Origin of the sequence: Rhizobium sp. LC145 (assembly GCF_001005825.1) — a bacterium.
Classification (GTDB): domain Bacteria; phylum Pseudomonadota; class Alphaproteobacteria; order Rhizobiales; family Rhizobiaceae; genus Neorhizobium.
In genome coordinates, this window is record NZ_LBHV01000001.1 from 321,153 (window position 1) to 340,115 (window position 18,963).

The following is an 18,963-nucleotide window of genomic DNA, read 5'->3' on the forward strand; positions in this document are numbered from 1 at the left end:
CCAATAGTTTTCATTTAACTTCAGTCAAATAGGGCTGGGTTTATTCGGAGTTCATCGATGACGACGGCGAATGCGCCGAAGGCGCAAACGGCTGACGTTATGAGTCAGATCATCTATGCCGTGCGGTCGATGGGGGTGGCGCCGGTCCCGCGCAACTATCAACTATTCTATGAAGCCTATATCGGATCGCATCCGGACCTGACGCGCGATCTCGCCGCGCTCGGAAACCGCGCCACACAGGAAGAACTCGACAGGCTTGCGCAGATCTATATCGGCGGCGGCCAGACCGATATCGTCGAGCGGGCGCATACGAGATTGCTCACGGAACTCGAAGGGCTGCTGAATGTCCTGCACCAGGAGCAGCGTTCGCTCGAAAGCTATAGCAAGCTGCTGAGCGAGACGGCATTGCGGATCAGCTCCAAGAGCAGTTTTTCGAGCGATATCATCCGCAGCGCCATCGCGCTTTTGAGCGAGGCGACCGGCGACAAGATGGTTCATGGCGAAAAAACCGCCGGGACCGTCGCCCAGAGTTCCCAGGAGATCGATGAGGTCCGCAAGGAACTCGACGAATACAAGCGGATCGCCAATACCGATTCGCTGACGCGGCTCGCCAACCGCCGCGCCTTCGACGAGCGGCTGACGTCGATCTACGACAACGCCGCCATGCTGCCGTTCACGGCCCTCGTGCTCGCCGACATCGACAATTTCAAGAAGATCAACGACAGCTACGGCCACCCGGTCGGAGACAAGATCCTCGCCACCGTCGCCACCGTCATCCGCGCCAATGTCCGCAACGAAGTTTTCGTGGCGCGCACGGGCGGGGAAGAATTCGCCCTCCTCGTCGAAGGCAACACGCCCGACGAGGTGATGGCCATCTGCGAGCGCATCCGCCGGGCCGTGGAAACGCGCATCTTCCGCAATTCCCGCACCGGCGTGAATTACGGACCGATCACCCTATCGCTGGGCTGCACCATGGCATCACAGGCGAACGATCCCGGCGAGCTCTACGCCAATGCCGATACCGCCCTCTATCATGCGAAGAACGCGGGGCGGAACCGCACGAGTTTCTTCGAAGAAGAAATGAAGAGCGAATATGTCGGCAAGAGCTGGCTCATCTACCGGAAATAGACGGCAGATTAGGGTCAGGCCCCATTAATTCCGATAGCATCGAATGACGGCGATGGGCCAAACTGCATCCGAAATGTGATTAGCCAATGCCCGCTTTGGCCGAACGCTTTGGGTCCAAATGACCCTCTTCGAGTTTGCACCAGTTTGTAAAAACAGGTTTTGGGTTGCCAAAGACAGCCGCTAAAATCCCTTTTTGCTGCGCGAACTAATTGCCAATTTTTCAACTAGTTCATCAGTGATAGGCTTACTCACCGAGAACGTAACTCCGGTCTTAGTCGCCTTGAGTTTCAAAGAAGCGATCTCGTCTGCATGGGCAGCAATTGCACCCGGATCAACATATAGACCGCATTGTTTACTGAAGACAGCATAGCCCGCGATAATCGTTTCTTCGATCTGGAAACCGGGCATATCGTACTTCATGATTTCTTCGGCGTCTGGTAGTGCCCGCGATAGCTGTGCACGCAGTTGACCCAACATGGCGCGAAACTGCTCCGGTGCTGCGGCTATATAGGCGTCATGATTATCCTTCTTCGTCATGCCGACAGTATGCCTTTCAGCATGTCCAAAGGCAACAAATTGGGCGCTAAAGCTCTTGATGCGGCTGTGTGTCTCGGCGCTCCTAGGCTCAGGCCCCAAAGGGATTCACAGGCCGGTGCGGGTCTACTGCACCCGCACCTTCTTCTCGGCCATCGCCGCCACCATCATCTTCTGGATTGGCGCTCAATGAGTTCCGAACCGAAAAACGCCGAACCGGCATGAGGAGGCGTGCGGCAGATAGCGGTCTCAACTTCCGACGTCGATCCCCGACGACATATCCGTCGCCGCCGCGACGATGGCGCGTCTCAACCATATGTGTCTGGGTGCGTCCTGCTGGCGCGCATGCCAGGCGAGGCTCATCGTGAAACTCCCAAGATCGAGGGGCGGCGGCAAGGATACCAGACGCCTCATAGTGGCGGCCGCCCGCGCCAGGCTGGACGGCAGGGTCATGATGAGGTCTGAGCGAGCGGCGATCTCTACCGCCGCGAAGAAGTTCGGCACGCGCAGCTTCACCCGCCGCGTTCGCCCCATCCGCGCCAGTACCTCATCGACGGGTGCCGCGCCCACGCCGGTAACGCTCACCACGATATGCTCGAGCGCCAGAAAGCGGTCGAGCGTGAGATTTCCGGCAAGCGCGGGGTGATGCGCCCGCATGAGCGTCACGAGGTTTTCGTCATAGAGGCGGCGCCGGTGGATGCCGGCCGGCGCGTCGTCGATCAGCGCCACCATCGCATCCGCGCCGCCTTGCTCCAGCAGATCGAAACCGTTCGAACCCGGCGCGACGATATCGAGGTCGAGGAACGGCGCCTCGCGGGCGAAGCGGGCGAGCAGATGCGGCGCGAGCGTGGCCGCCTGGAGATCGGGCATGAGCAGCCGTATTCTCCCCGTCGCCGTCGCCGGATCGAACGCATTCGCCTCCAGTATCTCGCCTACGCCTTCCAAGATCCTGCGCAGCGCAGGGCGCACCTCCTCCGCACGGGCGCTGAGAAGGTAACCGCCCGGCCCGTCGACCAGCAGCGCATCCGAAAACAGCGCGCGCAACCGCCCGAGCGCCCGGCTTGCGGCCGGTTGGCTCATGCCGAGCCGATGGGCGGCCCGCGTCACGCTCTTCTCCTCCAGCAGCGCGTCGAGCGCCACCAGCAGGTTGAGATCGATCCCGCGCAAATTCACTTCGTGCATACAGACTATATATCACATGCATTGGACGCATGAAACTCCCGCGCCTACCCTCCCTCCATCGAGCAAACCGAAGGAGGACCAATCATGTATGTCGTACTTGGAGCAAACGGCCGGGCCGGCGGCGAAGCAGCACGCGCCCTCATCGAACGCGGCGAGGCCGTGCGTGTCGTCCTGCGCCGCAGGGAACAGGGTGAAAAATGGGCAGATCTCGGCGCCGAAGTGGCCGTTGCGAGCATCGAGGATGCCGAAGCAATCGCCGATGCGCTGAAGGGCGCGTCGGGAGCCTTCCTCATCAATCCGCCGCCGGTGAGCGGCGATCCCTATACCCGCACGGAAGAACTCGGCACGGCGCTGGCCGTCGCGGCACGGCGGGCGCATCTGCCGAAAGCCGTCGTGCTGTCGTCCATCGGAGCGCAGCATGCCTCCGGCACCGGCGTCATCGCCACGCTCAACCGGTTCGAGGCGCTGCTTGACCGGGTGGCACCCTCAATCGCCTTTATGCGGTCTGGCTATTTCGTCGAGACCTGGGGAGAGATGGCGGAGACCGTCATGTCGGAAAGCGTGCTGCCCACCTTTATCGAACCCTCTCGGAAAATCCCGATGGTGAGCACGATCGATGTCGGGCGCACTGCGATAACCTTGCTGGGCGAAGAGTGGACCGGCAAGCGGGTTGTCGAGCTGACAGGACCGGAAGACTGGAGCGCCGGCGACGTGGTCTCGGCCTTCGCGGAAATTCTCGGCCGCCCGGTAAAGTCAGTGTTTGTTCCGCCGGAGGGCCGCGCCGCACTGCTTGCCGAGGAAGGCGTGCCCGCCGAGGTGGCGGACGCACTTCTCGGCATGTACGAGGGCATCGCCAATGGACTGTTCACACGCCAGAACGACAACGAACACCGGCGCGGCACGACTTCGCTCACGACAGCGATAGAGCGCCTCGTCGCAAAAGCTCACCGAGCCGGCCGCTGAAGCAGCGGCTCACCACATGGTTTTAGCGGCGCGGCCTGCCCATTCCCGGTCATAGGTTTCCTGGTCGAAATCCGCTTTCGCCGCTTTCAGGAGTGTGCCGGGCGTGGGCAGGTCCTTCGGCTCCACGAAATGTTCCGGGTTCCAGAGCTCGGCGCGCATCAGCGCCCGGGCACACTGGAAATAGACCTCGCCGATGGTGATGATGGCGACGCTGCGCGGATGTTTCCCATCCATTTCGAAACTCTGCAGAAGCGCCGGCTCCACCGAGATCACCGCGCTTCCGTTCACCCGCATGGTCGTGGTCGATCCGGGGATCAGGAACATCAGGGCGACGCGCGGATCGCGCACGATGTTGAGGAGCGAATCGATCCGGTTGTTGCCGCGCCAGTCCGGCAGCAGCAGGGTGGCTTCGTCCCTCACCCGCACCGCGCCGCCGAGATCGCCGCGCGGGGAGCAATCGAGCCCTTCCGGGCCGACGGTTGCAAGCCCCACGAAGGGCGAGGCCTCGATCATCTGCCGGTACTCGGGCGTCAGCGTCCGCGTGACCTTGACGAGCGAGGCCTCGGAAGCCCCGTCATAGATTTCCCTGAGCTGCTCGACGGATGTGATGATGGTCATGATGTCCTGCCCGATGAATGCCGGGCAGAGCCTATGCCACGGTTATGTGACGATCAAGCGACACCGCGCCCGGTCCTGTCGATCCGGCCGCATTCCTCCTCCTCCAGGAAGGACCGGATAGCATCTATCACCTCGGGAGAGCTGACGATCCGCCGGTGGCCGAGGCCGTTGGCCCAGAGGAAACGGACCGAAGACAGGCGCTCGTAGCGCCGCGCATGCGCCGCATCCACTTCCTTGTCCTCTTCCGCATGCACCACGAGCAAGGGCATCCCGAGGCTCTTGATGACCGGCACGCCGTCTATGTCGTCCAGCCGGGCGCCGGCGACGGTTTCGGCGTGAGCGATCAATCGCGACTTGACCTGCGCCGACAGACCAACCATTCGCGAGAACCCGTCGAACAGCCATCGGACCTGGCTCGGCGAGCCGATCACCGCCAGCTTGCCGGGAGAGAATGTGCCGGCATTCCGCATCACCCCGCCGGCCGCGAGCACGAGGCTCGCCCCGCCGAAAGAGTGCCCGACCGCCGCATCGAAGGGCCCGAAGCGCTTTTCGGCCTCTGCGATGGTGTCGACGGCAAGCCGTATGTGCAGCATTCGCCCACTCGATCCGCCATGGCCGGGAAAATCCAGAACCACGACCTCCGCCCCGCCTTCCGCAAGGCCGGCCGCGAGCGCCGAGATATAGGCGGCATTGGAGCCCCAGCCATGCACCACGAGATAGCGCGGGCGACCCGGCGCGCCCTCCCCGTTGAACCGGTAAGCCATGACGGTCTTGCGCCCGACCGGGAACGGCATCTGCTCAGCGCCGGCGAGCCGCAGGCGCCCCTCCTCCTCGGTCGCTCGGGCCTTTTCGCTCTTCGGCCTGCGCGAGGGCGTCAGGCAAAAGAGCCTGAAGGCAAGCCGGCCGGCGGCTGCGGGCGAGATCTTGCCGATAGAGGCGAAACCCAGACTGATGACCTTGGTGGCAAAGGATGGCATAGTGAGATGATCCGATAAATGTTCAATACTGAACAATAAAGTACAAGCATGAACAAAAATCAATCCCTCCCTTGGGATCATCCGCGTTTTCGAAGCTGGGTTGCCGTGGCCCGCGCCTGCCAGCTCATGCAGACCGTGCTGACCCGCGAGCTTGCCGAACTCGACATCAAGCCGCCGCATCTCGACATTCTCGTCAATCTCTATCGCTTCGAAGGCATTTCGCAGCAGGAGCTGGCCCGCAGGCTTCTGGTCGGCCGCTCCAACATGAGCATGACGCTGCCGCAGATGGAAAAGCGCGGGCTCATCGAGCGCCGCGGCGACAGCCGCGACAAGCGCATCCTGCGGCTCTTTCTCACCGCCGAGGGGCGGCGGATAGCCGCTCAGGCGATGGCGATCCAGACCTCGCTCATCGAGCGCACGCTGTCCTCGACGCCGATCGAGCAATGCACGGCTCTCGCCGAATCGATGGAGAAGATCATCGTCGCGCTACAGGCGGAAACCGCCGACGAGACGGCCGAGCCCGCGTGAGCGCTTCAGCGGGGCCGCCGCGAATCGCGGGTGAGCCCCTTCTCCGCGAGTTCCCGCTCGTATTCGGCAAAGAGTTCCGCGCCCCGTTCGCCAAGTTCGCGCAGATAAGGCCAGGTATAGATGCCGCTGTCATGCATGTCGTCGAAGCCGATCCGCACCGCGTAATTGCCTGCCGGCGTCACGGTCACGATCGCGACATCGCGCTTGCCGGGCACAGTCACCTTCTGGCCGGGTCCGTGCCCCTGCACCTCCGCCGAGGGGGAAAGCACGCGCAGCATCTCCGCTGCGAGCGAAAAGGCCTTTCCGTCACTGAAGGTTATGTTCAGGTTGCGCCGATCCTTCGATATGCGCAGTTCCGTCGGCCAGATTTCGCTCATCGCAATCGATCCGTTGTAAGTCGCTGCCTGGAGGATTATGAAGTTGATTGATCCATCGCAAGTGATTTTGATCGCCGATCGATTATCCCGCACTTGACGGTGAGACCGACAGCGCCCACGTTCGATGGATCAGGAGATAACGCGTGAACAGTTTTGCAGGATCGCTCGACAGGGCAGCACCGCTGGTTGCCGACAAGGCGCCGATGATCGACCCGTTCGGCCGCGCGGTCACGTATCTGCGCGTATCCGTCACCGACCGCTGCGATTTCCGCTGCACCTATTGCATGGCCGAGCACATGTCCTTCCTGCCCAAGAAGGACCTGTTGACGCTCGAAGAGCTGAACCGGCTCTGTTCCGCCTTCATCGCCAAGGGCGTGCGCAAGCTGCGCCTGACGGGCGGCGAACCCCTGGTGCGCAAGAACATCATGTTTCTCGTGCGCGAACTCGGCAGGCATGTGCAGTCCGGCGCGCTGGACGAGCTGACGCTGACCACGAACGGTTCGCAGCTCGCCCGCTATGCCGACGAGCTTTATGATTGCGGCGTGCGCCGCATCAACGTCTCGCTCGACACGCTCGACCCTCAGAAATTCAAGGAAATCACCCGCTGGGGAGATTTCCACAAGGTCATGGAAGGCATCGATGCCGCCCAGAAAGCCGGCCTGAAGATCAAGCTCAACGCCGTGGCGCTCAAGGATTTCAACGAGCACGAAATCCCCGAAATGCTGCGCTTCGCGCATGGCCGCGGCATGGATATGACGGTCATCGAGACCATGCCCATGGGCGAGATCGAGGAGGACCGCACCGATTGGTATCTGCCGCTCTCCAAGCTGCGGGCCGATCTCGAGGAGCGGTTCACGCTTGTCGATATCCCCTATAAAACCGGGGGGCCGGCGCGCTATGTCGAGGTGAAGGAAACCGGCGGACGTCTCGGTTTCATCACGCCGATGACCCATAATTTCTGCGAGAGCTGCAACCGCGTGCGGCTTACCTGCACCGGCACGCTCTACATGTGCCTCGGCCAGAACGACGCGGCCGATCTCTGCACGCCGCTGCGCGCCTCCGAGAGCGACGACTATCTCATGGCCGCGATCGACGAGGCGATCTCGCGCAAGCCCAAGGGCCACGATTTCATCATCGACCGCAAGCACAAGAAACCCGCCGTCGCCCGCCACATGAGCGTCACGGGCGGTTGAGGCTCACGTCCGGCTGATCGAGACGCCGCCGTCGGCCAGCATGGCCGAGCCGGTCACGAAACTCGCCATGTCCGATGCCAGGAAGCACGCCGCTTTGGCGATCTCCTCCGGCTGCGCCACCCGTTTCAGCGCATGCAGGCCGTTGATGAAGGCAACCGTCTCCGGAAGCGCCCCCGGGAAATTGATGGGGTTGGCCTGCGTATCCACGCCGCCCGGCAGCAGCGCGTTGACCCGGATGTTCTGCGTCCCGAGTTCGGCCGCAAGCACCTGCACCAGGCCGATCAGCCCCGCCTTGGCCGCCGCATAGGGGCCCATGCCCGGCATTCCGGCCGAATATCCGACGAAGGTGGAGGTGAATATCATCGAGCCGCCTCCCCGCTTCATCATGGCCGGCGCCTGATGCTTTGCCGCCAGGAACCCGCTCGTCAGGTTGAGATCGATGTTCTCGCGCCAGTCGGCAAGCGAGGTCTCGCTGATCGACCCGTAGCTCGAGGTGCCGCCGGCATTGTTGAAGGCGATGTCGAGGCCTCCGAAACGCTCCACCGCCGTCGCAACGAGCCGCGCGTGCAGCGCCTCGTCGCGGATGTCGCCCGCCACCGCGGCGGCTTCGCCGCCTGCCGCGGAAATCTCCCCGACGAGGCCATCGAGCTCGGCCTGTCTCCGCGCGGTGACGACCACGCAGGCGCCCTCGGCCGCGAAGAGCTTGGCTGCCGCCCGGCCGATTCCGGCGCTTGCACCGCTGATGATGGCGACCTTGTCCTTGAATAGCGTCATGTCTGTGATCTCCTGTTCTGCGGGATACCGTTCCCGCCCTGGAGATCACAAACTCAGCCCTTCGAAGCCACCCGTTTCCTGCCGGAAACGAAAAAGCCGGGGTGATGCCCCGCCTGCCGTCGATTCAGCACTCAGGCCGCGTCGTAGCGGCGTGCCTGCGCATGGGTCACGGATCGCGGCTCGCCCGTCCTGAACCGCTCGATCTTTTCGGAAAGCGTCTCCACGCGCTGCCTGAGGCCATGGATTTCGGCATTGTTCTCCTCCACCATGGCCGCATTGCGCTGCGTGATCAGTTCCACCTCCTGCACCGCGCTCGTCACCTCCTTGATGCCGGTCGCCTGCTCTCCCGTCGCAGACGAAATGGAGGCGACCAGTTTGCGGATATCGGTCACATGCGAGATGATCCGGTTCAGCGCTCCGCCGGTCTCCTCCACCAGGTTCACGCCATTGCTGACCTGCGAGGAACTCACGGAAATGAGCTGCTTGATCTCGCGGGCGGCACCGGCGCAGCGTTGGGCGAGCTCGCGCACTTCCTGCGCAACGACCGCGAAACCGCGTCCCGCCTCGCCGGCGCGCGCGGCCTCCACGCCGGCATTTAGCGCCAGCAGATTGGTCTGGAAGGCGATCTCGTCGATCACGCCGATGATCGTGGCGATCCGGTTGGAGGAACGGCTGATCTCGCCCATGGCGTCGACGGCGCGCGCCACCACCTCGCCGGAGCGCACGGCGAACTCTTCCGCCTCGTTGACCGAAACCGAGGTCTGCTTGGCGCTTTCGGCCGTCGATCGGACGATATCGCTCAAATGGCGCAGCGCCCGCGAGCTTTGCTCGAGCGCCGCCGCCTGCTGCTCTGTGCGGCGGGCAAGGTCGTCGGCGGAAGCCGCGAGATTGCCCGTACCGCCGTCGATCTCCTCGGTCGTGAAGCGCACATCGGCAAGCGTCGCGCGCAGGGCTTCGACGGCCTGGTTATAGGTGCGCGCCATCTCCACGAAATCGGCAGGCAGGTTCTCGTCCATGCCCTGCTCCAGATCGCCGTCGGCAAGCTTGCCCAACACTTCGGAAAGCGCCGTCAACGCCTGCCGCTGCTCGGCGGCGATGCGGGCGCGTTCGGCAGCGCGGCGCTCGGCCTCAGCCGCCGAGAGTTCACGGGATGCCGCGGCCTCCTGTTCCAGCCGCACGTTTTCGAGCGCCGCATCCCGGAAGACCGTGACGGAGCGCACCATGTCGCCGATCTCGTCGCGGCGTTCGCGGCCCTCTATCTTCACTTCGAGGTCGCCGTCGGCAAGCCGCTTCATCACTTCCGTCACGCGCTTCAACGGACCGCGCAGGGTTTCCACCAGCATCAGCCCGCCGGCGATCGCGAGCAGCGTGCCCACCACCATGGCGATGACCGAAAGCCTCGCAGAACGCTCGCTATCCTCCTTGCCGACCTCCTGGGCCTGGGCGACGAAATTCTTCAGCCCCGCCATGCCCGCGGTCAGCGCTTCCGTGGCCGCGCCGCGCGCCTGGCGCCATTCCCCGGCGATCCGCAGCGTGTCGGCAGATTTCTCATCCACCGCCTTCAGCAGCGGCTCCAGCTTGGGCGCGAAGTCGCGCATGGCGGCGTTGCGCGGATTGAGTTCAGAGACCTTGGCGCTGGAAGTCCTCAGTGCTGCGATATCCGCAAGCACGGTACCGCGCGCCTCCTCCGTCAGATGCGAGGAAAACCGCTCCGCGTGCAGCCGCATCGCATCGATGACCGTGAGCGAGGTGTCGATCTCCTCTAGGAGATCGCGAAGTGTGGCGACATCGTCCTCCAGGTCCACGAAACGCTCGGCTGCGTCGCCGGATTTCTTCGACACTTCCGCCTGAAGTTCGCCTTGCCATTTCATGAAACCGCTTGCGCCCACCCGCAGGGTTTGGCTTTTGGTGGCCGGCTCCATGTTCTCTTCTGCGGTCGCTTTCATCTTCTCCGCCGCCTGACGGATCGGTTCCATGGCCGCCTTGCCCCTCGGCGAGAGCATGGGTTCGATGGCCGCGAATTCCTTGAGAAGCGTTCCGCCGTAGAGTGTGGCGGCCTTGGCCGTGGCTTCGTCGGTTTCGGCCTTGCGCACCGCATCGCGCAGGTTTTCGATCCGGTGCGCAATGGATTTATAGGCAAAGGCTTCGAACAGCATTGCCTTCGCAAACCGCTCCTTGCCGTCGAACTGCCGGCGGACCGTGTCGATCTGCTGGTCGACGGCGGTCGCCAGCGTGCGGATCTCGTCGAATGCCACTTCCATCTCCCGCGCATTCTGGTCGCGCCGTTCCTTGACCGCCCACAGCGCATCCGCACGCTCGCGCATCTGCGGCGCAAGCGCCTTCACCGGCGCCACCCGCTCGCGGTCGCCCGCCGTCGCCAGCAGGCCCTCCAGCGCCGCCACCCCTTCTTGCTGGCGGTCGATGCCCGCTCTCAACGCCGTAAGCGTGGCCTCGTCCGGCTTGTCGGTGAAATCCTGGAGAGCGGCCTGGAGTTCTTCGAAATCGCCGATGTTCTCGATCGTCGCGCGCGTGACCGTCATATGGCCGTTCAGCATGCTGGACGTGTAGTAGCCGGCAAGGCCGACACCGGCGATCAGGAGGATGAGCGGCACGACGAAGAGAAGAACCTTGGTGACGATCCTTCGGCTCTGGAGCAGGCGATCGATGAAGGACATGATACCCCCGGCTGGAATATCTGCCGGTTTCGCTGGCGGCATTCGCGAAACGGCGCAGATGCGATTCCAGCCTCATGCGGGAACAAGGAAGCGCTAGGTTGCGCAATTTCCATTGAACAAGCGTTAATCCGGCTCACAACCAAGCGATTTCGTCTCCTTCGGCTGGTTCCCGAGGCGTACCGCCATGGCCGCAACGGTACTGGCAGCCGTTCGACCCATGTTCTAGAACAACGCAGCGGTTGTAAGGGAATCGGAAATGGCCCTCTCGGAAAATGCGCGCGGCGCGCTGTTCATGTCCATCGCCATGGCAGCGTTCACCTGCAACGATGCCCTCGTGAAATCCGTCACGGCCGAGCTCAGCATTGCCCAGATCATGGCGGTGCGCGGCATCATGACGATGATGCTCGTCTATGCCGCCGCGCGCACCGTCAGCACGCTCGGGTCATGGCGGGTCATGCTGCATCCGCTGGTTCTTCTGCGCGGCACATTCGAGATCGGCGCCACACTGACCTTTCTCTCCGCGCTCGCCAGCATCGAATTCGCCAATGCCTCCTCGATCCTGCAGTCCCTGCCGCTCGCCGTCACGCTGGGTGCTGCGCTCTTCTTCGGAGAGCCGGTCGGCTGGCGGCGCTGGACCGCGATCGCGGTCGGCTTCCTGGGTGTCCTTCTGATCCTGAAGCCGGGACCGGAAGGTTTTTCGCCCGGTTCGCTCTACGCCGTGGGCGCTGTCTTCTTCACCGCCGCCCGCGATCTCACCACACGCCGCATGAGTGCGGATATACCCACCCTTTCCGTGACGCTCTTTACCACGCTCGCCAACACGATCATCGGCACGCTGCTGATCTGGCCGATGGGCGGTTGGCAGCCGTTGAGCGCCGGTACCTTCACTTCTCTGTTGATCGCTTCGGTCGCCGTGTTCGTCGGCTACCAATCGGTCATCATGTCCATGCGCGGCGGCGAAATCTCCTTCGTCGCGCCCTTCCGCTATACGAGCCTCGTCTGGGCGCTCATCATCGGTATCCTGTTCTTCGGCGAAGCTCCGGACCTCTTCATGCTGCTCGGGGCCGCGACCGTCATAGGCTCCGGCCTTTACACCTTCTATCGGGAGGCGAAACGCCGTACCGTCACCGCCGCAGAGGCCAGTCCAGTCAGCCCGTCGGCCTGACGGTCCAAGAGGAGCAATACGTGCAGCAGCAGAGCCGCTTTCTCGACAGAACGACACCGCCGCATATCGCAACGCTCGTCCTCGTCTGCGGGCTCGCCGCCCTCTGCATGAACATCTTCCTGCCGTCGCTTCCCGCCATGGCGGAGCACTTCTCGACCGACTACGCGATCATGCAGTTCGCGGTCTCCGGATATCTCGCGGGCACCGCCGTCCTGCAACTGGCGATCGGCCCGCTTTCCGATCTCTTCGGGCGACGCCCGGTGCTGATCGCCGGCATCGTCATCCTTCTGATCGGCACGCTTGTCTGTGCATTCGCCCCGAACGTAACCGTTTTCATGGTCGGCCGCCTGCTGCAGACCACCATCGTCTCCGCCTTCGTCCTGGCGCGCGCCGTCGTCCGCGACATGGTGCCGATGGAGGAAGCCGCCTCGATGATCGGCTACGTCACCATGGGAATGTCGCTGGTGCCGATGGTGGGGCCCACGATCGGTGGCGTGCTCAACGATCTCTTCGGCTGGCAGGCAAGCTTTGCCGTGCTCTTCATCCTCGGTCTTGCGGTCCTTGCGCTCGTCTTCGCCGATCTCGGTGAGACCAACCGCGCCCGCGCCGGCAGCTTCGCCGAGCAGTTCGGCGCATGGCCCGACCTCCTTCGGTCGCGCCGTTTCTGGGGCTATGTGGCGACCTCCACCTTCTCCTCCGGCATCTTCTACGCGTTCCTGGGCGGCGCGCCCTTCGTCGGCAGCGTGGTCCTCAACATGACGCCGGCCATGCTTGGCCTGAACTTCTTCCTTTTCGCCGCGGGCTTCATGGCCGGCAATTTTCTCTCGGGCCGCTATGCGCGGCGTATCGGCATCACCCGCATGATGCTCGGCGGCAATGTCCTCGGCATCATCGGCATTGCGCTCACGCTCCTGCTCACGCTGTCCTTCCCCGGATCGCCGCTCGCCTTCTTCGGCCCGTTCTTCCTGGTGGGCGTCGGCAACGGGCTGACGCTGCCGAGCGCGAATGCGGGCATGGTAAGCGTGCGTCCGCACATGGCGGGCGCCGCCCCCGGCCTCGGCGGCGCGATCACCGTCGGCGGCGGAGCCCTGCTGGCGATCGTCGCGGGCGCGATCCTCAGCGAAGAAGCAGGCGCAATCCCGCTTCTCGTGCTGATGGGCATTTCCGCCCTGCTTGCCATCCTTTCGAGTGAATTCGTGCGCCAGATCGATCTCAAGGAAGGCTTTTCCACTTCGGAGGCCCGATGAGCAAGCGACCGCCGGCTCTCATCCTCGCGGGCGGGAAGTCGTCCCGCATGGGCCGCGACAAGGCATTCCTCGAACTCGGCGGCGAGACGATGCTCGAGCGCATCCTCCGCCGGCTGAAGCCTCAAGTCTCGGAAATAGCGCTCAACGCCCCGGCACTCCTCTCCGACCCAAAGGGGCTCCAACTGGTGCCGGACATCATCCCCGGACAGATGGGGCCGCTTGCCGGAATTCTCTCCGGCCTGCGCGATCTCGAAGCCCGCAGGTCGAAAGCCTCCCATCTTCTGGTCGTCCCATCGGACAGTCCCTTCTTTCCGGAGAACCTGTCCGCCCGGCTCGAGGCGGGCGTCGATCATCAGCAAACCATCGTGGTCGCAAGTTCCGGCGGCCAGGTGCATCCGGTCTTCGGGTTCTGGCCGGTGGCACTGGCCGATGATCTGCAGGCATGGCTTTCCAACCCGGAAAACCGGCGCATCAAGGCCTATCTCTCCCGTCACCGGGTGGTGACTGTCGATTTCGACCCCGTCGAAACGAGCCGCGGGCCGCTCGACCCGTTCTTCAACATCAACACGCCGGAAGAGCTTGCCGAAGCGCGGGCCTTCCTGGAGGCACTGGCATGACCGCCCCTCGTATCTTCGGCATCGCCGGCTGGAAGAATTCCGGAAAGACCGGGCTCGCCGTACGGCTGGTGGAGGAATTCACCCGCCGCGGCTATGCGATCTCGACCATTAAGCACGCCCATCATGATTTCGACATCGACAAGGTGGGTGCCGATTCCTACCGGCATCGTCAGGCCGGCGCTCATGAGGTGGCGATCGTTTCCGGCACGCGTTACGCCATCATGCACGAGCTGCGCGGCGCACCCGAACCGACTTTCCATGAGATCCTTGCCCGCCTCGCGCCATGCGATCTCGTGCTCATCGAGGGCTACAAGCGCGAACCGGTGCCGAAGATAGAGGCACGGCGGCTGGAATCGGCCCGCCGCGATCCGCTCGCCCCCACCGATCCGCATATCGTCGCCATCGCCGCCGATCATCCGGTCGAGGACACCGATCTTCCCGTCTTCGATCTCAACGATACCGCCGTAATCGCCGATTTCATCGCGAAGGTGACCGGCCTGCCCTGAAGTTGAGGGACTTCACCCGCGCCACCGGGAACAGGCGCAGGCTCGTATAGTAAACGGCATAGGCGACGAAGGTTGCAATCAGCACCAGCCACGCCATGCCTATGGCGAAATCCCGGGTCATCGGCGGGACGAGGCTGCCCTGCATCAATTCATTGATTTATTTATAAAATAAGGACTGCGCGCTGCAGCAATAGCCACTTTTGGTTGTGATCTGTAATTTTACACTTATCACGAGCATTGGCGAATGCTATATGTTTTCCCGGTTGCCGATTTGGCCCTGTGCATTGGCAGCCACGCAATTTTGCACCCCACTATGGCCATATCAACGAGGGCAACTGCATACAGAGAGCATCATAAACCATCGGCAATTCAGGGGAGAGAATGAACTATCACGGCAAGACAATACGGTCGGGGGAGAAGCCCCTTATGTGCCGATAATCAAAGCTAGCTGCGAGGAGCTCTATCATGATAAATAAAGATGTAATCGTGCGATGGGAAAGCGGCCAGGGCGAAGCGTCCGGCGAACTCAATGCGATGGTAAACGGCGAGGCGTTCAACGCCACTACTCTGATTGGGTTCCACATATCCGACGCCGAGAACAAAGGGCGATTTGCCATTGGAAAATGGCCCGTTCCCCTTACAGGGCGCGAACAACAAAAAAATGCCTTCATTCAAATAGTGATTAACGAAGACCTCGAGCTTGGCAACTATGAGGTGCCTTCGAAAGACGTATCAATCACATACGGGCTGCTCAGCACGTATGACGATGGGTCTGCGGTGGGAAGTTACTACGATACGCAGAGTGGCACTCTTCAATTTGAATATAACCATGTTGCGGACGAGGTAAAAGGCGTTTTTAGCTTCGTGGCAACGGACGAAGCCGAGCCGGGTCAAGCAACTAATTTCGATATCACGGGCACATTTAGCAATAAGCTCTTGGGAAAGAAAGCCTGACAAGGAACCTCGCTATGGCGGGCTCGTTCTGGCAAGCTGAAATAAGCCCCGCACCAGAAAAAAGCCGCCGGGCATTGCCCGGCGGCTTTCGTTGTTGAGGATACGATCCCACCTTACCGGTTCGAGGCGACCGGCTTCACCAGCGGGGTGATACGGCGGATGGTGACGCGGCGGTTTTCCTGTTCCGGCCCTTCGGTGCGGATCTTCAGGTAGCGCTCGCCATAGCCCTGCGTCGCGAGGTTTTCCGGCGGAATGCCGAAAGCTTCCGTCAGCACCGTGGCGACCGATTCCGCGCGCCGGTCGGAGAGAACCAGATTGCTCTCGTCCGAGCCGACCGCATCCGTGTGGCCTTCGATGAGGAAGGTCTCGCCCGGATTGCCCTCTAGCACCCGGTTCATCGCTTCGGCGACCTGCCGCAGCGAGCTTGCCTGGTTCATCGGGATTTCCGCGCTGCCCGTGGCGAAGGTGATCGTATCGAGATCGATACGGCGCACCTTGTCGCGAATGCGGGCAGAATAGCGGACCTCGTCGAGCGAGTAGACGCGCTCCACGCGCTCGACCGGCGGCTGTTCCAGGAACTCGTAGTAATCCCGGTCCGGCTCGCTTGACGTGTCGATGATGTAATCGTCGAGCGGCACGGTCAGCCGCATCGGCGGCAGATCGAGGCCCGGATCGCGCCAGACATAGTCGGGACGATCCTCCATCATCTCCGGTGCATAATAGAGCACGTATTCCTCGCCATCGACGATCCGCGAGCGCTGGACGATCTCGCCATAGCGGTTGCGGATGGTGACGATCTGCACGCCGCCATCGCGATCGATCACCTCGCGGACACGGCCGCCGCGCAGGCGCTCGTATTCCGGCTCGTAGCCTTCTCGATAGAAGCGCCGGCTGTCGTCGTGGCGCACGAAGGTGCGGTTGTCGATCGAGATGATGACGCGGCCGTCGTCCCGATCACGATCCGTGCCGCGATCACGGTCCTGCACATCGCGATATTCCCAGCCGCGCTGCCGCTCGAACTCCGGACGGCGGTCGAGCCGCTCGCCCTGTTCTTCGGTCACGGCGCGGATTTCGATCTGCGGACGATCTCCGCCGCGGAAAGCCTGGGCCTCCTCATCGGATTTCGGCGGCTCGACGGGCGCGGCCTCCTGAACAGGCTGCTGCTGATCGGGAGCAGCGGGCTGCCCCCCGGCCTGTCCGCCAGGTTGGCCATCGCCACGGCGAGGCCGTTCACGCGCACCTTGCGGGGCGCCTTCCTTGGCGCTGTCGAGCACCGCCGCGCCGTTTTCGACCGGCAGCACGACCGGCTGATCCGCAGGCGCGGATGCAGGGTCCTCGGCGATCTGGCGGGCGCGTTCCACCTCTTCGGGCGTGGTCGGCGGCTGAGGCTGGGCTTGCTGCTGGCCCTCGGCGCCGGGAACGGCCGGGGCTACGGCACCATCCTGCGGCTGGCCGCCTTCGGCCGGTGCGCCGCCCGGTTCGGCCGGCGCTGTTCCGGGCTCGACGGAAGGAGCCTGCCCACCCTCCGGAGCAGTTTGCTGTTCGGGAGCCTGCTCGGACGGCTGGGTCGGCGTCTGTTCATCGGACGGGCTCGGGGCCCGCTGGCCATCCTGCCCGGTTTCAGGCCTTGTTTCCGGCCTTGCTTCGGGCTGGCGATCCTGTCGCTCTCCTTCAGCCGGGGCCTGAGGCTGCTCAGCCGGGGCTTCGCGGCTTTCCGGCTGCCGTTCGCCCTCGGGTGCGCGTTCGGTTTCGGGGGCCTGTCCAGGGGCCTGCTGACGCTCGGGCTCCCGTTGCTCGGCAGGGGCTTCTTCGCGCTGCCGCTGTTCAGGTGCGGCCTCACCTTCCGCGGGACGCTCCCGTTCGGGCGCGGCTTCCCGCTGCCGTTCGCGTTCACGCCTGGATTCCGGCGCCTGCTGACGCTCCGGTTCCGCCTGCGGAGCCTCCTCGCGGCGCGGCTGTTCTTCGCGCGGCTCGGCCTGCGGCGCCTCCTGGCGTTCGGGCCGGGCCTCCGGCTCGGGCGCTCTCTGTTCTACCTCGGGCGGCGCTTCCCGCTGCGGCTCCGGAGCCGGCTCCGGCCGCTCTTCCTGCGGGCGCTCCTGCCGCTGGGGTTCCTCCTGAGGGCTTTCCTGCTGCGGCTCTTCCCGCCGCTTCCGCCGGCCCTCGCCCTCCTCTCCCTCTTCGGCGCCCGGCGGCAGAATGCGCTGCTGCACCTCGATGACGGCGGGCGCCTCGCGGACCTGTGCATCGGGCACGGACGGCATTGCGCCGGCAGGCTGGATCATCAGCGGCAGCGAGACAAAAGGCATCGCAACGCTGCTGAAAAGTCTGAATTTTTTCGACATCGACATTTCCTCTTCTCGGGTGTCGTCCCTTCTTTCGCCCGCGCTCTTCTTGATCTTCTGACCGGCGGACTTGGTGGCGGCTCAACTGCGTGGAACCGGAAAATGTTCCGTGAAACACTGGGAGCGCCGGGCTGAACCTCTCCTGAACGCGCCATTCATCTCGAGCCCATGGGAATGGCGGACGTGAACGTAAAATGCCGTTGCAATTTCGGCCGCAGCGGTATCTAAAAGTCTCGGCGGGACCATTCGTGGACCTGCTTTCCGACGCGGCAAAAAAGATCAATGGCCGCGCGGTCCGCCAACAGAGAGGATCATCATGCGTATCTCCACACGTTTCTTTGCAGCCGCCTCGATTGCCGCGCTCTCGCTGTTCGCCGGCTCGGCTATGGCACAGGAAAAGCTCGTCATCGGCACCGAAGGCGCCTATCCTCCCTTCAACAATCTCGAAGCCGACGGCACGCTGACCGGCTTCGACATCGACATCGCCAAGGCGCTCTGTGAGGAAATGAAGGTCACCTGCGAATTCGTGACCAATGACTGGGACGGCATCATTCCGGCGCTCCAGTCGAAGAAGTTCGACGCCATCGTCGCTTCCATGTCGATCACGCCGGAGCGCAAGGAACAGGTCGACTTCTCCAAGAAGTACTACAACACCCCGCCGGCAATCGCCGTGCCGAAGGATTCCGAGATCACCGCTGCAACCCCAGAGGCGCTTGCCGGCAAGTCGATGGGCGCGCAGGGCTCCACGACCCATTCCAACTACGCCGAAAAGCACATGCCGGATTCCGACCTGAAGCTTTATCCGACGGCTGACGAATACAAGCTCGACCTCCAGAACGGCCGCATCGATGCCGTCATCGACGATGTGGTCGTACTGTCGGAATGGGTGAAGTCCGATGCCGGCGCGTGCTGCAAGATCCTCGGCACCCTGCCGGTTGACGTCGAGATCAACGGCGAAGGCGCAGGCATTGCCGTGCGCAAGGGCGAAACCGCGCTTGCCGACCGCCTCAGCACGGCGATCGCGGGCATCCGCGCTAACGGCAAGTATAAGGAAATCAACGACAAATACTTCGACTTCGACGTTTACGGCAACGACGACTGATCACGTATCTGTCAGGTTATCGGTCGGCGGAAGGCTTGCCCTTCCGCCGATTTCCCTTTTAATGAGACCGAATCTAAAGCG

Annotated in this window: 19 protein-coding genes; 10 read left to right on the forward strand and 9 right to left on the reverse strand. The window is 63.2% G+C overall.

Annotated features, from left to right (window positions below):
• Positions 1-57 precede the first annotated feature (57 nt).
• Positions 58-1,128: a GGDEF domain-containing protein gene (locus YH62_RS01590; RefSeq protein WP_046792393.1), complete on the forward strand. Its 1,071-nt coding sequence runs from the start codon at positions 58-60 to the stop codon at positions 1,126-1,128.
• A 180-nt stretch (positions 1,129-1,308) separates the two neighbouring features.
• Here the strand turns inward: YH62_RS01590 and YH62_RS01595 are convergent, their stop codons facing one another.
• The gene (locus YH62_RS01595; protein WP_046792394.1) at positions 1,309-1,665 is read right to left on the reverse strand and encodes a DUF1801 domain-containing protein; all 357 of its coding nucleotides are present in this window, start codon (positions 1,663-1,665) and stop codon (positions 1,309-1,311) included.
• Positions 1,666-1,911: 246 nt separating this feature from the next.
• A complete protein-coding gene (locus YH62_RS01600) occupies positions 1,912-2,835 on the reverse strand; it encodes a LysR family transcriptional regulator (RefSeq protein WP_245282042.1) in 924 nt (307 codons plus the stop codon).
• A 93-nt stretch (positions 2,836-2,928) separates the two neighbouring features.
• On the opposite strand from YH62_RS01600, the gene YH62_RS01605 reads away from it, so the two are divergent.
• Positions 2,929-3,807 carry an NmrA family NAD(P)-binding protein gene (locus YH62_RS01605; protein ID WP_046792396.1) on the forward strand — a complete coding sequence of 293 codons (879 nt, stop codon included), beginning with the start codon at positions 2,929-2,931 and terminating at the stop codon, positions 3,805-3,807.
• A 9-nt stretch (positions 3,808-3,816) separates the two neighbouring features.
• Here YH62_RS01605 and YH62_RS01610 read toward each other — a convergent pair whose 3' ends face one another.
• Both YH62_RS01610 and YH62_RS01615 read right to left on the reverse strand, forming a co-directional pair.
• Positions 3,817-4,425: a pyridoxamine 5'-phosphate oxidase family protein gene (locus YH62_RS01610; protein ID WP_046792397.1), complete on the reverse strand. Its 609-nt coding sequence runs from the start codon at positions 4,423-4,425 to the stop codon at positions 3,817-3,819.
• A 53-nt stretch (positions 4,426-4,478) separates the two neighbouring features.
• Complete coding sequence (locus YH62_RS01615) at positions 4,479-5,402, reverse strand: alpha/beta hydrolase (protein WP_046792398.1); 924 nt, start codon at positions 5,400-5,402, stop codon at positions 4,479-4,481.
• A 48-nt stretch (positions 5,403-5,450) separates the two neighbouring features.
• On the opposite strand from YH62_RS01615, the gene YH62_RS01620 reads away from it, so the two are divergent.
• Positions 5,451-5,930, forward strand: coding sequence for a MarR family transcriptional regulator (locus YH62_RS01620; protein ID WP_046792399.1), 480 nt, complete (start codon positions 5,451-5,453; stop codon positions 5,928-5,930).
• A gap of 5 nt (positions 5,931-5,935) precedes the next feature.
• On the opposite strand, the gene YH62_RS01625 is transcribed toward YH62_RS01620, so the two are convergent.
• Entirely contained in the window at positions 5,936-6,307 is a 372-nt protein-coding gene (locus tag YH62_RS01625) for a DUF971 domain-containing protein (protein WP_046792400.1), read from the reverse strand.
• A 143-nt stretch (positions 6,308-6,450) separates the two neighbouring features.
• Between YH62_RS01625 and moaA the strand changes: the two genes are divergently transcribed.
• Positions 6,451-7,500: a GTP 3',8-cyclase MoaA gene (gene moaA, locus YH62_RS01630; RefSeq protein WP_046792401.1), complete on the forward strand. Its 1,050-nt coding sequence runs from the start codon at positions 6,451-6,453 to the stop codon at positions 7,498-7,500.
• 3 nt (positions 7,501-7,503) lie between these two features.
• On the opposite strand, the gene YH62_RS01635 is transcribed toward moaA, so the two are convergent.
• Positions 7,504-8,274, reverse strand: a complete 771-nt coding sequence (locus YH62_RS01635; RefSeq protein WP_046792402.1) for an SDR family oxidoreductase — start codon at positions 8,272-8,274, stop codon at positions 7,504-7,506.
• A gap of 131 nt (positions 8,275-8,405) precedes the next feature.
• The gene (locus YH62_RS01640) at positions 8,406-10,949 is read right to left on the reverse strand and encodes a HAMP domain-containing methyl-accepting chemotaxis protein (RefSeq protein WP_046792403.1); all 2,544 of its coding nucleotides are present in this window, start codon (positions 10,947-10,949) and stop codon (positions 8,406-8,408) included.
• 256 nt (positions 10,950-11,205) lie between these two features.
• Between YH62_RS01640 and YH62_RS30695 the strand changes: the two genes are divergently transcribed.
• Genes YH62_RS30695 through mobB form a run of 4 tightly spaced genes read left to right on the forward strand, consistent with a single transcriptional unit; the run spans position 11,206 to position 14,484 of the window.
• Entirely contained in the window at positions 11,206-12,114 is a 909-nt protein-coding gene (locus tag YH62_RS30695; RefSeq protein WP_046792404.1) for a DMT family transporter, read from the forward strand.
• Positions 12,115-12,134: 20 nt separating this feature from the next.
• Positions 12,135-13,361, forward strand: a complete 1,227-nt coding sequence (locus tag YH62_RS30700; RefSeq protein WP_046792405.1) for a multidrug effflux MFS transporter — start codon at positions 12,135-12,137, stop codon at positions 13,359-13,361.
• Positions 13,358-13,978, forward strand: coding sequence for a molybdenum cofactor guanylyltransferase MobA (gene mobA / locus YH62_RS01655; protein ID WP_046792406.1), 621 nt, complete (start codon positions 13,358-13,360; stop codon positions 13,976-13,978). Before YH62_RS30700 ends, mobA begins: the two co-directional genes overlap by 4 nt.
• Positions 13,975-14,484, forward strand: coding sequence for a molybdopterin-guanine dinucleotide biosynthesis protein B (mobB, locus tag YH62_RS01660; protein ID WP_046792407.1), 510 nt, complete (start codon positions 13,975-13,977; stop codon positions 14,482-14,484). The genes mobA and mobB overlap by 4 nt, the downstream gene beginning before the upstream one ends.
• Here the strand turns inward: mobB and YH62_RS29295 are convergent.
• A complete protein-coding gene (locus tag YH62_RS29295; RefSeq protein ID WP_197082513.1) occupies positions 14,456-14,629 on the reverse strand; it encodes a hypothetical protein in 174 nt (57 codons plus the stop codon). The genes mobB and YH62_RS29295 overlap by 29 nt on opposite strands.
• 320 nt (positions 14,630-14,949) lie before the next feature.
• On the opposite strand from YH62_RS29295, the gene YH62_RS01665 reads away from it, so the two are divergent.
• Positions 14,950-15,438, forward strand: a complete 489-nt coding sequence (locus tag YH62_RS01665) for a hypothetical protein (RefSeq protein WP_046792408.1) — start codon at positions 14,950-14,952, stop codon at positions 15,436-15,438.
• A gap of 113 nt (positions 15,439-15,551) precedes the next feature.
• On the opposite strand, the gene YH62_RS01670 is transcribed toward YH62_RS01665, so the two are convergent.
• A complete protein-coding gene (locus YH62_RS01670; RefSeq protein WP_046792409.1) occupies positions 15,552-17,780 on the reverse strand; it encodes an OmpA family protein in 2,229 nt (742 codons plus the stop codon).
• Positions 17,781-18,096: 316 nt separating this feature from the next.
• Between YH62_RS01670 and YH62_RS01675 the strand changes: the two genes are divergently transcribed.
• On the forward strand, positions 18,097-18,882 hold the full coding sequence (locus YH62_RS01675; RefSeq protein WP_046792410.1) for an ABC transporter substrate-binding protein: 786 nt from the start codon (positions 18,097-18,099) through the stop codon (positions 18,880-18,882).
• Positions 18,883-18,963: the final 81 nt, after the last annotated feature.

What these genes read in the sequence shown, in the direction of transcription:
- YH62_RS01590 (WP_046792393.1), top strand. Translation starts at nt 58, where the DNA reads ATGACGACGGCGAATGCGCCGAAGGCGCAAACGGCTGACGTTATGAGT.
- YH62_RS01595 (WP_046792394.1), bottom strand. Translation starts at nt 1,665, where the DNA reads ATGACGAAGAAGGATAATCATGACGCCTATATAGCCGCAGCACCGGAG.
- YH62_RS01605 (WP_046792396.1), top strand. Translation starts at nt 2,929, where the DNA reads ATGTATGTCGTACTTGGAGCAAACGGCCGGGCCGGCGGCGAAGCAGCA.
- YH62_RS01610 (WP_046792397.1), bottom strand. Translation starts at nt 4,425, where the DNA reads ATGACCATCATCACATCCGTCGAGCAGCTCAGGGAAATCTATGACGGG.
- YH62_RS01615 (WP_046792398.1), bottom strand. Translation starts at nt 5,402, where the DNA reads ATGCCATCCTTTGCCACCAAGGTCATCAGTCTGGGTTTCGCCTCTATC.
- YH62_RS01620 (WP_046792399.1), top strand. Translation starts at nt 5,451, where the DNA reads ATGAACAAAAATCAATCCCTCCCTTGGGATCATCCGCGTTTTCGAAGC.
- YH62_RS01625 (WP_046792400.1), bottom strand. Translation starts at nt 6,307, where the DNA reads ATGAGCGAAATCTGGCCGACGGAACTGCGCATATCGAAGGATCGGCGC.
- YH62_RS01635 (WP_046792402.1), bottom strand. Translation starts at nt 8,274, where the DNA reads ATGACGCTATTCAAGGACAAGGTCGCCATCATCAGCGGTGCAAGCGCC.
- YH62_RS01640 (WP_046792403.1), bottom strand. Translation starts at nt 10,949, where the DNA reads ATGTCCTTCATCGATCGCCTGCTCCAGAGCCGAAGGATCGTCACCAAG.
- YH62_RS30695 (WP_046792404.1), top strand. Translation starts at nt 11,206, where the DNA reads ATGGCCCTCTCGGAAAATGCGCGCGGCGCGCTGTTCATGTCCATCGCC.
- mobA (WP_046792406.1), top strand. Translation starts at nt 13,358, where the DNA reads ATGAGCAAGCGACCGCCGGCTCTCATCCTCGCGGGCGGGAAGTCGTCC.
- mobB (WP_046792407.1), top strand. Translation starts at nt 13,975, where the DNA reads ATGACCGCCCCTCGTATCTTCGGCATCGCCGGCTGGAAGAATTCCGGA.
- YH62_RS29295 (WP_197082513.1), bottom strand. Translation starts at nt 14,629, where the DNA reads ATGCAGGGCAGCCTCGTCCCGCCGATGACCCGGGATTTCGCCATAGGC.
- YH62_RS01665 (WP_046792408.1), top strand. Translation starts at nt 14,950, where the DNA reads ATGATAAATAAAGATGTAATCGTGCGATGGGAAAGCGGCCAGGGCGAA.
- YH62_RS01670 (WP_046792409.1), bottom strand. Translation starts at nt 17,780, where the DNA reads ATGTCGAAAAAATTCAGACTTTTCAGCAGCGTTGCGATGCCTTTTGTC.
- YH62_RS01675 (WP_046792410.1), top strand. Translation starts at nt 18,097, where the DNA reads ATGCGTATCTCCACACGTTTCTTTGCAGCCGCCTCGATTGCCGCGCTC.